The sequence below is a fragment of the Bacillus sp. AFS031507 genome (assembly GCF_002584635.1).
GTDB lineage: Bacteria > Bacillota > Bacilli > Bacillales > Cytobacillaceae > Neobacillus.
Genome location: NZ_NUOW01000001.1, coordinates 207,413 through 219,849 on the forward strand (window position 1 = coordinate 207,413; position 12,437 = coordinate 219,849).

Annotated in this window: 14 protein-coding genes; 9 read left to right on the top strand and 5 right to left on the bottom strand. The window is 40.9% G+C overall.

The genetic code is table 11. The features are described 5' to 3' along the window. Nucleotides 1-7: 7 nt before the first annotated feature. The 5 genes from ilvC to leuD all read left to right on the top strand — a co-directional run bounded on the left by ilvC (nt 8) and on the right by leuD (nt 5,828). Nucleotides 8-1,042, top strand: coding sequence for a ketol-acid reductoisomerase (ilvC, locus tag COE25_RS00985; RefSeq protein WP_088085708.1), 1,035 nt, complete (start codon nt 8-10; stop codon nt 1,040-1,042). After that, nucleotides 1,029-2,573, top strand: a complete 1,545-nt coding sequence (locus tag COE25_RS00990) for a 2-isopropylmalate synthase (RefSeq protein WP_088085707.1) — start codon at nt 1,029-1,031, stop codon at nt 2,571-2,573. Before ilvC ends, COE25_RS00990 begins: the two co-directional genes overlap by 14 nt. 32 nt (nt 2,574-2,605) lie before the next feature. Continuing rightward, nucleotides 2,606-3,712 carry a 3-isopropylmalate dehydrogenase gene (leuB, locus tag COE25_RS00995; RefSeq protein WP_098930192.1) on the top strand — a complete coding sequence of 369 codons (1,107 nt, stop codon included), beginning with the start codon at nt 2,606-2,608 and terminating at the stop codon, nt 3,710-3,712. A gap of 109 nt (nt 3,713-3,821) precedes the next feature. Next, a complete protein-coding gene (leuC, locus tag COE25_RS01000) occupies nt 3,822-5,243 on the top strand; it encodes a 3-isopropylmalate dehydratase large subunit (protein WP_098930194.1) in 1,422 nt (473 codons plus the stop codon). Between the two features lie 3 nt (nt 5,244-5,246). Continuing rightward, nucleotides 5,247-5,828, top strand: coding sequence for a 3-isopropylmalate dehydratase small subunit (leuD, locus tag COE25_RS01005; protein WP_088085704.1), 582 nt, complete (start codon nt 5,247-5,249; stop codon nt 5,826-5,828). 63 nt (nt 5,829-5,891) lie between these two features. Here leuD and COE25_RS01010 read toward each other — a convergent pair whose 3' ends face one another. From COE25_RS01010 to COE25_RS01020, 3 genes are all read right to left on the bottom strand, one after another. After that, a complete protein-coding gene (locus COE25_RS01010; protein ID WP_098930197.1) occupies nt 5,892-6,467 on the bottom strand; it encodes a GNAT family N-acetyltransferase in 576 nt (191 codons plus the stop codon). Between the two features lie 11 nt (nt 6,468-6,478). Then, nucleotides 6,479-6,793: a DUF3892 domain-containing protein gene (locus tag COE25_RS01015; RefSeq protein ID WP_098930203.1), complete on the bottom strand. Its 315-nt coding sequence runs from the start codon at nt 6,791-6,793 to the stop codon at nt 6,479-6,481. A gap of 168 nt (nt 6,794-6,961) precedes the next feature. After that, entirely contained in the window at nt 6,962-7,501 is a 540-nt protein-coding gene (locus tag COE25_RS01020; RefSeq protein WP_257208671.1) for a glycosyltransferase, read from the bottom strand. A gap of 235 nt (nt 7,502-7,736) precedes the next feature. On the opposite strand from COE25_RS01020, the gene COE25_RS01025 reads away from it, so the two are divergent. Beyond that, complete coding sequence (locus tag COE25_RS01025) at nt 7,737-9,305, top strand: glycosyl hydrolase family 28-related protein (RefSeq protein ID WP_098930207.1); 1,569 nt, start codon at nt 7,737-7,739, stop codon at nt 9,303-9,305. On the opposite strand, the gene COE25_RS01030 is transcribed toward COE25_RS01025, so the two are convergent. Then, nucleotides 9,296-9,886, bottom strand: a complete 591-nt coding sequence (locus COE25_RS01030; protein WP_098930210.1) for a DUF1836 domain-containing protein — start codon at nt 9,884-9,886, stop codon at nt 9,296-9,298. The genes COE25_RS01025 and COE25_RS01030 overlap by 10 nt on opposite strands. A gap of 130 nt (nt 9,887-10,016) precedes the next feature. Here COE25_RS01030 and trhA point away from each other — a divergent pair, with 130 nt between their 5' ends. The 3 genes from trhA (at nt 10,017) to COE25_RS30425 (ending at nt 11,779) form a co-directional block, all read left to right on the top strand. Continuing rightward, complete coding sequence (gene trhA / locus COE25_RS01035) at nt 10,017-10,664, top strand: PAQR family membrane homeostasis protein TrhA (protein ID WP_088085698.1); 648 nt, start codon at nt 10,017-10,019, stop codon at nt 10,662-10,664. A 125-nt stretch (nt 10,665-10,789) separates the two neighbouring features. After that, the gene (locus COE25_RS01040; protein WP_256942266.1) at nt 10,790-11,614 is read left to right on the top strand and encodes a YitT family protein; all 825 of its coding nucleotides are present in this window, start codon (nt 10,790-10,792) and stop codon (nt 11,612-11,614) included. A 15-nt stretch (nt 11,615-11,629) separates the two neighbouring features. Next, nucleotides 11,630-11,779, top strand: coding sequence for a hypothetical protein (locus COE25_RS30425; protein ID WP_180247387.1), 150 nt, complete (start codon nt 11,630-11,632; stop codon nt 11,777-11,779). A gap of 268 nt (nt 11,780-12,047) precedes the next feature. Here the strand turns inward: COE25_RS30425 and COE25_RS01045 are convergent, their stop codons facing one another. Further along, nucleotides 12,048-12,422: a DUF488 domain-containing protein gene (locus COE25_RS01045; protein ID WP_088085697.1), complete on the bottom strand. Its 375-nt coding sequence runs from the start codon at nt 12,420-12,422 to the stop codon at nt 12,048-12,050. Nucleotides 12,423-12,437 lie beyond the last annotated feature (15 nt).

Below are 12,437 nucleotides of genomic sequence, written 5' to 3' on the forward strand. Positions count from 1 at the left end.
ATAGATCATGGCAAAAGTACTATATAACGGAGATATTCAAGAAGAGGTTTTACAAGGAAAGAAAATCGCAGTAATTGGATATGGTTCACAAGGTCATGCACATGCACTTAATTTAAAAGAGAGCGGTTTTGATGTGGTAGTTGGATTAAGAGGTGGAAAATCATGGGATAAAGCAGTTGAAGATGGCGTTGAAGTTACGTCAGTTGCAGAGGCAGCTGCAGCAGCTGACGTAATTATGGTTCTTCTTCCTGATGAAATGCAGCCAAAGGTTTACAAAGAAAGCATCGAACCACACCTTGAAGCAGGTAAAGCCCTTGTTTTTGCCCATGGTTTCAATGTTCACTTTAGCCAAATCGTTCCTCCTGCAGATGTAGACGTATTTTTAGTAGCACCAAAAGGCCCTGGTCATTTAGTACGCCGTACTTACACTGAAGGCGCTGGTGTACCAGCACTTTACGCAGTTTATCAAGACTACACTGGTCAAGCACGTGACCTTGCCCTTGCCTATGCAAAAGGTATTGGCTCAGCCCGTGCAGGTGTTTTAGAAACTACATTCCAAGAAGAAACAGAAACAGATCTTTTCGGAGAACAAGCTGTTCTTTGCGGCGGAACTACTGCCCTTATCAAAGCTGGATTTGAAACTCTTGTTGAAGCTGGTTATCAGCCTGAAGTTGCCTACTTTGAGTGTTTACATGAATTAAAATTAATCGTTGACCTTTTATATGAAGGTGGCTTTGAAAATATGCGTTATTCAATCTCCGATACTGCACAATGGGGAGATTTCGTTTCTGGACCACGTGTCGTAAATGCGGATACCAAAGCACGGATGAAAGACGTATTAACAGATATCCAAACTGGAGTGTTTGCAAAGGGCTGGATCCTTGAAAACCAAGCAAACCGTCCACAATTCAACGCAATTAATCGCGCTGAAAACAATCATCAAATTGAACAAGTTGGCCGTGAACTTCGTGCATTAATGCCGTTTATTAAAAACAAACCAGTAAATGCAAAGAAGGAAGTGGTGGTAAATGGTTCACGTTAACATCTTCGATACGACATTACGCGATGGCGAACAGTCCCCTGGTGTAAATTTAAACCAGCTTGAAAAATTGGAAATCGCAAGACAACTTGAACGGTTTGGTGTTGACATTATGGAGGCCGGCTTCCCGGCTTCCTCCCAAGGCGATTTTGAAGCAGTAAGAGCAATCGCCCGGAATATTAAAAATGTATCGGTCACAGGCCTAGCAAGAGCGACGAAATCGGACATTGACATTGCGTGGGATGCGTTAAAAGATGCTGCAGAACCAAGGTTGCATGTTTTCCTTGCCACCTCCCCTATCCATATGCAATATAAACTAATGAAAACACCAGAGGAAGTCACCCAAATAGCGGTAGACATGGTTTCATATGCGAAAAGGAACTTTCCTCATATTGAGTGGTCCGCTGAAGATGCATCTCGATCTGACCTTGATTTTCTTGTTCAAATAATTACAAAGGTTATCGATGCTGGTGCAACAGTCATCAACCTTCCGGATACAGTCGGGTATACCACACCTGAAGAATATGGACGCATGTTCCGCTACATCCGCGACAACGTTCCAAATATTCATAAAGCAGCATTATCTTGCCATTGTCATGATGACTTAGGGATGGCCGTTGCCAATTCCCTAGCTGCCATCGAAAACGGGGTTACACAAGTCGAGGGTACGATTAATGGAATTGGAGAACGTGCAGGTAATGCAGCTCTTGAGGAAATTGGAGTTGCATTAAATATTCGTAAAGATAAGTATCCTTATACTACGAATCTCGTGTTAAAAGAAATAAAACGGACGAGTGACCTTGTCAGTCGCTTTACAGGGATGATTGTTCCTCCGAATAAAGCAGTTGTTGGAAAAAATGCCTTCGCACATGAATCAGGAATCCACCAGGATGGCGTCTTAAAAAATACGCTAACCTATGAGATTATTACACCTGAATTAGTAGGGGTTAAATCTAATGATTTAGTTCTTGGCAAACATTCCGGCCGCCATGCATTCAAAGATAAAATTGAGCAAATGGGCTTTGAACTCTCGGACGAAAAATTAGTCGAAGCGTTTACTGCTTTTAAACTATTAACCGATCGTAAGAAAGAAGTAACAGACGAAGATTTATTTGCAATTTTAACCGATATCCAAACAACAGCTGTTGATATTAAAAAATATGAACTGGTTGCCTTCCAAGTCCATTACGGTTCAGCAAACTTGCCAACCGCAACTGTGGCTCTAACCACTCCCGAAGGTATTCGCGTGGAAACGGCGCGCACAGGCTCAGGCAGTGTCGAAGCTTTAATGAATACCTTAGAAGCATTGATTAAAGAAGAAATCCATCTTACTGACTTTAGATTAAGCTCGATCGGTCAAGGACGGGATGCACTTGCTGAGGTTCATGTCAAAATGTCGGTGAACGGATCACCTGTAACCGGGCGCGGTTCAGCACAGGATGTACTGGAAGCTTCAGCAAAATCATTCTTAAACGCAGTTAATCGTGTATTTTTCAACCAAAATAGCGCAGTTAAAGAAACCGCTAATCTATAAAAAACAAACAAAAAATGAGGAGGTTGCTTCTAATGAAAAAACGAATTGTCTTACTTCCCGGTGATGGCATTGGTAAGGAAGTTATTAACTCTGCAAAAGACGTGTTAAATGCAATTGCTGAAGAATACAATCATACTTTTAGCTTTGAAAGCCATGAAATCGGAGGAGCAGCCATTGACCTTTACGGCACACCGCTTCCTGAAACAACCGTTAATGCTTGTAAACAGGCAGATGCGGTCTTGCTGGGTGCTGTTGGGGGGCCAAAATGGGATACCAATCCCTCCCATTTACGTCCTGAACGAGGCTTGCTTGGAATCCGAAAGGCACTTGATTTATATGCGAATTTAAGGCCGATCAAAGGATTTAAAAACCTTCTTCATGCATCACCCTTAAAGGAAGAAGTAGTCTCTGGGAGCGACCTCCTTATCGTTCGTGAATTAACTGGCGGCCTTTATTTCGGAACACCAAGTGAACGCCGCGACAACGGAAACTCCGTTGTAGACACGCTTGTTTATTCTCGTCAAGAGATTGAAAGAATTGTCGATAAGGGCTTTCAAGCAGCTCAGCAGCGCAGCGGTCATCTTACTTCGGTTGATAAAGCAAATGTACTTGAATCTAGTAAGCTATGGCGTGAAATTGTCGAAGAGAAAAAAGCTCAGTATCCAGATGTAGCCGTTGAACATGTTTTAGTAGATGCTGCTGCTATGAAATTAATCACTAACCCAACTCAGTTCGACGTAATTGTAACGGAGAATCTATTTGGGGACATTTTAAGCGATGAAGCCTCTGTTATCACAGGATCACTTGGTATGCTTCCTTCTGCTAGTTTAAATGAAAATGGGGTTGGTCTATATGAGCCTGTTCATGGCTCTGCCCCAGACATCGCTGGTAAGGGTATTGCCAATCCAGTCGCAATGATTTTGTCTGCAGCACTGATGCTTCGCTATTCATTCCAATTGAATGACGAAGCAAAAGTGATTGAAGATGCTGTCCAATCGGTCTTAGATGCTGGCTTCCACACTGGTGATCTTCAAGTTGCAAATGGACGCCTTGTTGGGACAGCGGAAATGACAAAGCTTATTGCAGATTATATTAAATCGCAAAACGCTTCGAAATGTATCGCCAGCTGTTATTTTTAATGATTGATTGGGTGGGTAAATCGTCTTTGTTGCGATTTACCCCTAAATTTATCCAAAATATTTGTTAGTTAGTCACACAATAAAATTCATTAATGTGAGGAAGGACGCTATGCAAACACCAAAAAATATAATCCAAAAAATTTGGGAAAAGCATGTTGTACATCAAGAAGAAGGAAAGCCGGATTTATTATATATTGATTTACACCTTGTTCACGAAGTAACCTCTCCTCAGGCATTTGAGGGCTTGCGAATGAACGGGCGCAAGGTGCGACGACCGGACCTTACTTTCGCAACGATGGATCATAATGTTCCAACTCGCCAACGTCTTGTAATCAATGACCCTATTTCAAAAAAACAAATCGATACACTGCAAGAGAATTGCCAGGAGTTCGGGATTACTCTCGCTGATATTCATCATCCGGATAATGGGATTGTCCATGTAATTGGACCTGAACTTGGTCTTACACAGCCTGGTAAAACAATTGTTTGCGGTGATAGTCATACCTCTACACATGGTGCATTTGGTGCACTTGCTTTTGGAATTGGTACAAGTGAGGTCGAGCATGTTCTTGCAACACAAACACTTTGGCAAGCACCGCCTAAAACGTTAAATGTCAAAGTGAACGGTAAGCTAGGTACTGGCGTAACTGCTAAAGACTTAATTCTTGCCATCATCGGTAAATTCGGTGTCCAATTTGGAACGGGTTATGTGATGGAATACACAGGGGAAGCTATCCGCTCTCTCTCCATGGAAGAGCGAATGACCGTTTGTAATATGTCCATTGAAGCGGGTGCTAGAGCCGGGCTTATTACTCCGGATGAAACCACTTTTGAATACTTAAGAGGAAGACGGCATGTCCCTAAAGGGGAAGCGTTTGAAGAAGCAGTTGCACAATGGAAGGCTCTTGCTACGGATGAAGGTGCTGCTTATGATCGGGTTGTTGAAATTGAAGCAGCCGAAGTTGAACCACAGGTAACGTGGGGAACAAATCCGGGAATGTGTATTCCAATTACTGCCAATGTGCCAAACCCTGATGAAACTGAGAAGATAAGCGAAAAGGACGAGATTAACCGTGCGCTTGAATACATGGGCCTTGAAGCAGGTCAGCCTATTTCAAGTGTAAAAATTGACCATGTTTTCATCGGTTCTTGCACTAATTCGCGCATAAGCGACTTACGAAGTGCAGCTGAGGTTATACGGGGCTTAAAGGTCAGCCCATCTGTTACCGCCATCGTCGTTCCAGGTTCATTTAGTGTTAAGCTTGCGGCAGAAAAAGAAGGACTTGATAAAGTCTTTACAGATGCAGGCTTTGAATGGCGCGAAGCAGGCTGCAGTATGTGCTTGGCGATGAATGATGATATTGTTCCACCTGGGGAACGCTGCGCCTCTACTTCTAACCGAAATTTTGAAGGGCGTCAAGGTAACGGGGCCAGAACCCACCTTGTCAGTCCTGAAATGGCAGCCGCTGCCGCTGTTGCAGGACACTTCGTTGATGTCCGACAATTCTCTGCAGCACAGGAGGTTAGATAATATATGGAACCGCTAAAAATACATCAAGGCCTTGTTTATCCATTAAACCGGTCAAACGTTGATACTGACCAAATTATCCCTAAGCAGTTTTTAAAGCGGATTGAACGCAGCGGCTTTGGACAATTCCTGTTTTATCATTGGCGTTTTGATGACAATGGAAATCTTCGACCTGATTTTTCTTTGAATGATCCAAAATATAATGGTGCATCAATTTTGGTTGCCGGTGAAAACTTTGGCTGCGGCTCCTCACGTGAGCACGCTCCATGGGCTGTTCAAGATTTTGGCTTTAAAATTGTCATTGCCCCAAGTTATGCAGATATTTTTAAAAACAATTGTGTAAAAAATGGGATTCTCCCTATCCAGGTTAGTGACGAACAAGTTCAGTACATTATTAAAAAAGCTGAATCCGTGGAATACCAATTAACCGTAGACCTTGAGAATCAAGTGGTTTATGATAACGAAGGCTTTAAGGTTACATTCGAAATTGCCCCGTATCCTAAAGTAATGCTGCTGAATGGCTGGGATGAAATTGGTGTTACCTTGACATATGAGGATAAAATTTCACAATACGAACTAAGTAAATAATAAAAAATGAGCTTGGATACCCAGGCTCATTTTTTTATTATTTATATAGAGAAAGCATGGGTGTTACAACTCGTTTAATATATTTTTATTCTCAGATTCTTCGTTAAAGGTTAAAGCCTCATCCACCGGCTCGTAGGATTTACCATAAAAGTGGTGATCTTTATAGGTGTGAATTGTATCATATGTTTGTTTAATTGCTTCAAAAATCATTTCTTCAGATTCATTATTTGGTGCCCAATAGAGAATTTCCATCCTATTTACCTCATTAGTCGCCAATGATTTCCTCTCATATCCAATGGACACGGCGTGATCGAATTTTTCTCGTTTATAAAAATGGAGACGTTTTTCAGTATCGCTATCCTCATAATTGACTGGTTCCACTTCAAGGATGATCGGCTTCCCTTTTTGTTTTAACTTTTCCAATAGTTTATGACCTAGTCCCTCACCACGGGCATTTTTTGAAACAAATAAATAATCAATAAATACAAACTTATCTAGTTCTGCATACATTAAAACATGATTCGGTCCCTCATCCTTATGATAGATGTTTGATCGCTCTTTCAGTAAGGTTTCCATATGTGCTCTTGATTTCATTTCTTCAACAGGAAAATACTGATTCAACTTTTCATACCAATGCATGGACACACTCCTTAAAAACCAGGTAATTGATCCAGATTATTTTCTTTAATTCCGTCTGGCTCACTGCGGATGATGTCACGACCATATTTGTGAAAGACATCCACATGAGCGATCTTGCCAGCTTTCGCCTCATTCAAAGCCGTGATATAATCCAACTCGCGTCCAGCGCTTGTTTTAAAAGCGATAATATCTCCATCATCGTTCTTCCTGACGGAAACGAACTCTTCTTTGCCATCTGGATTACTATCACCTGCTTCAATTTGGGCTTGCTGCTGACTCTCCTGCTTGTATTCTTCATAAATTTGTTCAAAATCTTTCTGTTCCATTGATTACACCTCCGAACATTTGTTAGTATTTTTCTTTTTTTTTTAATTATCCCCCGCCAGACACCTCATTTAGGTTTTTCATAATTAAAAACATGAGATAAATGACTACGAGCGAAAAAAAGCTTGTAGACAGGTCAAATTCTGCCCACAAGCTAAGCTCTCCTTTTGTTAAAACTTCTGAGGGAACTGTTTGATGATTCCATCCGATAAGACGTCAGCAATTTTTATTAGGTGGATTTCCCCTTCATCAAACGCACGAATGTCTCCGTTCCAATCCTTTTTAAGTCTTGCAAGTACAATATTTGTAACCATCCTTAAGTGCGCATGTAACAACTGCTTCAATGCAGTGTTATTCCAATTTGGATTTGCACTGCTGAGGAATGCTGCAATATCATCCGCATTTTTGTACCATGCAGTATTATATTTTTTCAAATCAGCTTGGTTTTTGGTTTTGGCAGCTTCGAGGACCTTTCCGGCAAGCAGAATGTGTTCTCGTAACAATTGGGCAAGCTTGGTGCCTGCTGCTTCACCGTAAAAAGGTTTGATTGCATTTCCGATTTCATCTTGGTTTTTCAAAAGTCTAGCCAAAACCATTTGTTGGTCTTTAAGGTTTGCTTCTGCGCTAACAATATAACGGCTCGTCCAAATAGCATGCTCGATCCAAAGTCTTCTGAAGTTAAACTTTAGTTGGTGAGCAGACTCGCTCATGGTCTGCTTCTGGCTAACTGGTGGTGGGGGCGGGGCTGCCTTCACGCTAATGGCAGGTAGAATTAAGGCGATAGACAATAGCAATACGGTAAATTTTTAGTTAATTTTTTCAAATGATAATCTCCTTCTAGTAATGTTAATTCAAAAAGATTTTTCCCTAAAAATGAAAATTTTATTTATCGCCGAATAATGACATAATAATTTTAATTAGAATGTCCTTTGGAGTGAGAAACGATTGCTTTATTTAGAGAAAAACCATGATCCAAGAAAGAATGCTGCAATTCTAGCCCAATTTACAAACCAATTGGACCTAAAAAAGGCCATTCAAGAAACCGAGCAGCTTTTCAATCGAACACGAGGGAATGAAGCCTCTCCTCGTCAGAAGGAAATTCGACATTTAACCGGATCACTTCCTCAAAAAATGACAGCAGCTTTGTTTCGCCTTTTATCTACGACCGCCACTTCTGATGATCAAGTAAAGGTTAAGGTAGATCCTGAAGGAAATGTGTTTCCGGATTGGAAAGGTATGTTGGATGAAGAATACTTGAATTTACATCAGAATATGGTGAAAGAGGTCCATGTTGAAGATTTTGGAGCAATTGGCGATGGGAAGACGGATAACACCCTTGCATTTAAAAAAGCGATTGGCAACGGCAAAGTGAAAGTGATTGTACCAGCTGGGGTATTTATAACAAAGGGAATCCAACTGCCCTCTTGGACCATGTTTGTTGGTGCAGGAAAAGGTGTGACGACGATTAAACTTCATGATGTTGCCGATAAAGGTACTCGGCTCATTACTAACAAGAATCACTGGAAAGGGAATCATCATCTTTACGTCGGCTCCCTAAGTTTGGACTGGAATGTCGAAAGGCTTGGCAACGTGACGAAAACAAGTACTTGGGGCAATCACTCAAGTTGCTTAACGTATGCAAATGTTACTTATGGCTGGATAAGGGATGTTGAAGGGATTAATCCAGGACTGCATTGCTTTGATGTTTCATCAACTCTGTACAATTATGCGGGTGACGGCTTTCGCGCCCGTGGTGGCAGCAAGTATGTCTGGCTCGATAACTTGAATGGCTATGGCTTCGGTGATGATGGTATCACCACCCATCACAGTGATTATGTCTTCATCTCCCGCTGCCATCTGTGTGACCCAAGCGGTCGTGCCCACAAGAAAGGCTTTTCTAACTCTAACGGGATTGAGGTCGATGATGGTTCGAGGAATGTGTTGCTTGTAAATAATTCTTCTGCCCGATGCTTTGGCGGGGTGGAAATAAAAGCGCACGAAAATTCTTCAGCCGCTTCAAACGTAAAAATTATCGGACATATTTCGGTCCACGATAACCGCTCGTTTAATTTCCGGCATATTGGACATCACAAAAGCACGGAGACTGAATCTCAAACTGCCTACAATATTAGTGCTACCAATCTTGTATCCATTGCGCCGATTTTTACTGAGTTATATAAAGACTCAACGCCGCGCGGAATGGTTGTCTCAGCTTATAAAAATGTAATCATTAACCATTTTACTTTGGTTGGTGACCCCGTTTATGACTACAAAGGCCACCCGGTAATTGCCGTTCAGTATCGGGCAAGAAATGTGATATTAAAACATATATCTGTTAAAGATTTTAAAAAAGCGGGGAGCGATATTAAAGTATTCGGTGGCGAAAATCGAGCGGATTCTATTCAAATTGATGATGTGATGAGTCAAAATTCCGCACCAAAAGCGATCGAAGTCGGATTAGGGGTCAAAGATATTACCATTGAAAATGCAGAAAGCGTCGACAATTATTTGTGACGCTTTTCTTCTTTTTCTACTGTTATGTCATCGACTAGTTTTTCGGCCACTTTCCGATATAAATTACTCATATGAACGAGAGAAGAAATCATTAATACCTGCTCAAGATACGGCGAGTTTCCTTTTTCATCCTCGGTGATTTCTTCTCTAACATCCTTTACTCTTTCCTCAATGTCTACTTTGAAATCCTCAACATTTTGGCGTGTTAAATTCAGATAACTCGTATAAAAAGAATCTAACTCCATCTCCTCTTTGATAATTTTTTGATTGATTCCTTGAAGGGTAACTTTAATATCATTAATGGATAAGGCCCCTTTTAGCTGGTAAATTAAGCTCATGAGGATCAGGTGTTCTTTTGAATATTTTTTATTATGGATTGGAAAAATGAGCTTTCCTTTTGCATAGTTATTGATCATGGTTTTGGTGAGGACTTTGTCGTCATCATTCCGTTTGGTATCCGTGAATTTATTTTCAAATAATTGAATCACCTGGTCCATATATAAATCGATCTGTGGTATCTCATCTAAAGCTAAGCTGGCTTCTAAGCCGAGTTGCTCAATAATTTGATTGATATTTTCCATTCATCTATCTCCGATCATGGTCTTTATTTTTTTATTATACCTAAAGATATATGCATTGACTAGATGTTGATATATCGTTATTATAATAAGTAGTTATTAAAACTACATGCTGTGCTGGGAGGCATATTAAATGAATAATTACATTCGCGAACCTATCAACGGACTAACCCATTTAGCTGGAGCAGTTTTAGCCTTCGTCGGGCTCCTTGCGATGGTTATCAAAGCGGCTGCGACGACAAGTTCACCGTCTGCAATTACTGCTGTCATTATTTTCGGCGTTAGTATGATTCTGCTTTACTCGGCATCGGCCACCTATCATATGGTAATTGCTCGCGATAAAGTCATTGCCTTTTTACGACGGCTGGATCATTCAATGATCTTCATATTAATCGCAGGTACGTATACTCCTTTTTGCTTTATCAGTTTGAACGGAAAAATAGGAGCGATTCTATTTTCAATTATTGCAGGAATTGCAATTAGCGGGGTTGTTTTTAAAATGGTCTGGTTTAATTGCCCTCGCTGGATTTCTACCTCCTTGTATCTAGCGATGGGTTGGATGATTGTGTTTGTATTCTCACCGCTAACTGGAAGCTTAAACCCGATTGGTTTATTTTTGCTCATCCTCGGGGGAATTTTTTATACGATTGGCGGGGTGATCTACGGTGCCAAACCTAAGTTCTTGCAGTCAAAATACATGGGCTTCCATGAGATTTTCCATATTTTCATTTTGCTAGGAAGTCTGGCGCATTTTTTAACCGTGTTCCTATATGTCATTTAATTTTTGGTGCATTTGAAACGCCTTCTTTTGATGGCGTTTTTTGTTTTTTGAAATAAACTTTTTAAAAATAGCACAAAATAATAGGAGGACTATTAATAAAGCACCACAAAAAGATAGAGGTGTTCATGTTGTTTCGATTGATTTCTCAACTGATTGTGATTGGGCTTTGTTCGATGTTATTTGGATTTGCCTTTAATACGTTTCTTATTCCACATAAACTAACTTCCGGTGGTGTAACAGGCATCGCCTTTTTTATTCACCATTTTTTACATATCAATACTGGCTGGATTATTTTGCTGATCAATATTCCCCTATTTTTAGTAGGATTAAAATATTTAGGAAAAAAATTCATTTTGCTCACTGGTTATTCCGTTATTGTTTTATCATTCAGTATGAAATTTATTCCAATTCATCCAATTAGCAATGATATTCTTCTTTCTTCCATCATTGGAGGGGCCCTTTATGGAATTGCGGTAGGAATAATCATTCGGATTGGAGGCTCGACTGGAGGAACGGATATTGTTAGTCTCACTCTTGCGAAAAAAAGGAACTTACAGGTTGGCTTTTTAAATATTTGTATGAATTTTTTAGTGGTGGGGATTTCCGGGCTGATTTTTGGATGGGGCATCACACTTTATACGATTATCGCCATTTATGTGTCTGGTCGTGCCGTTGATATGGTATACACTAATCAGAATAAATTAACCCTAACGATTGTGACGGATAAGTATGAAGAGCTTACGGATGCCCTCATTCATTTGCATGCACGAGGGGTCACGGTTACGGATGCAGAAGGGGCATTCACCCATAAGCCCAAAAAGGTGTTAACCACTGTGATTACCAAATACGAATTAAATGAAACAAAACACACGATTAGAACGGTAGATCAAAAGGCCTTTGTGAACATCATGCAAACGATGGAGGTAATGGGGCGATTCCGACGAGATTAAAGAGGGCCGATGCTCATGGAGATTAAGATTTTTCGGTTGAAGGGATTAGTCGTATTACTAGTTACCGCTGGACTGATTTTTCATCCTTCACGGGCATCATACGCGACCTATGGTTACCATTGGACCGATTCTTCATCCTTCACGGGCATCATACGAGTCGTATGATTACCGTTGGACCGATTTTCCACCCTTCATGGGCATCATACGCGACCTATGGTTACCATTGGACCGATTTTCCATCCTTCTCGGGCATCATACGCGACCGATGATTACCGTTGGACCTATTTTGCATCCTTCTCGGTCATCATACGCGACCTATGGTTACCATTGGACCGATTTTCCACCCTTCATGGGCATCATACGCGACCTATGGTTACCATTGGACCGATTCTTCATCCTTCACGGGCATCATACGCTTGAAATTCCTCCTACTTCATCGTTCCATTCCAATTAATCTACCAAGTTCCTCCATCAATACCAAGGCGTGATTATGGACCTTTTCCTTTGCTCCATAGAGGAGTGTTACTGGACCCTCAGCTTCCATTTCAATGATTTGCCGGATATATTCCCGCTTTTGTTCGTCCGTGCGAAGCTCATCAAGGTATCTTCTACTAAATTCCTCAAACAGCTCAGGCTTATGACAAAACCACTTCCGCAGCTCACTGCTTGGAGCTAGATCTTTAAACCAAAACGAAAGCTTCGCCGCATCCTTCGAAATTCCCCTCGGCCATAAACGGTCAATTAAAATTCTACAGCCATCCATTTCCTCATAGGGCTCATAGATCCTTTTCATAAAAAGATTAGACATAATAATTCACCTCAT

Coding starts and splice junctions, on each gene's coding strand:
- ilvC (WP_088085708.1), top strand. CDS start 8: ATGGCAAAAGTACTATATAACGGAGATATTCAAGAAGAGGTTTTACAA.
- COE25_RS00990 (WP_088085707.1), top strand. CDS start 1,029: ATGGTTCACGTTAACATCTTCGATACGACATTACGCGATGGCGAACAG.
- leuB (WP_098930192.1), top strand. CDS start 2,606: ATGAAAAAACGAATTGTCTTACTTCCCGGTGATGGCATTGGTAAGGAA.
- leuC (WP_098930194.1), top strand. CDS start 3,822: ATGCAAACACCAAAAAATATAATCCAAAAAATTTGGGAAAAGCATGTT.
- leuD (WP_088085704.1), top strand. CDS start 5,247: ATGGAACCGCTAAAAATACATCAAGGCCTTGTTTATCCATTAAACCGG.
- COE25_RS01010 (WP_098930197.1), bottom strand. CDS start 6,467: ATGCATTGGTATGAAAAGTTGAATCAGTATTTTCCTGTTGAAGAAATG.
- COE25_RS01015 (WP_098930203.1), bottom strand. CDS start 6,793: ATGGAACAGAAAGATTTTGAACAAATTTATGAAGAATACAAGCAGGAG.
- COE25_RS01020 (WP_257208671.1), bottom strand. CDS start 7,501: ATGAGCGAGTCTGCTCACCAACTAAAGTTTAACTTCAGAAGACTTTGG.
- COE25_RS01030 (WP_098930210.1), bottom strand. CDS start 9,886: ATGGAAAATATCAATCAAATTATTGAGCAACTCGGCTTAGAAGCCAGC.
- trhA (WP_088085698.1), top strand. CDS start 10,017: ATGAATAATTACATTCGCGAACCTATCAACGGACTAACCCATTTAGCT.
- COE25_RS01040 (WP_256942266.1), top strand. CDS start 10,790: ATGTTGTTTCGATTGATTTCTCAACTGATTGTGATTGGGCTTTGTTCG.
- COE25_RS30425 (WP_180247387.1), top strand. CDS start 11,630: ATGGAGATTAAGATTTTTCGGTTGAAGGGATTAGTCGTATTACTAGTT.
- COE25_RS01045 (WP_088085697.1), bottom strand. CDS start 12,422: ATGTCTAATCTTTTTATGAAAAGGATCTATGAGCCCTATGAGGAAATG.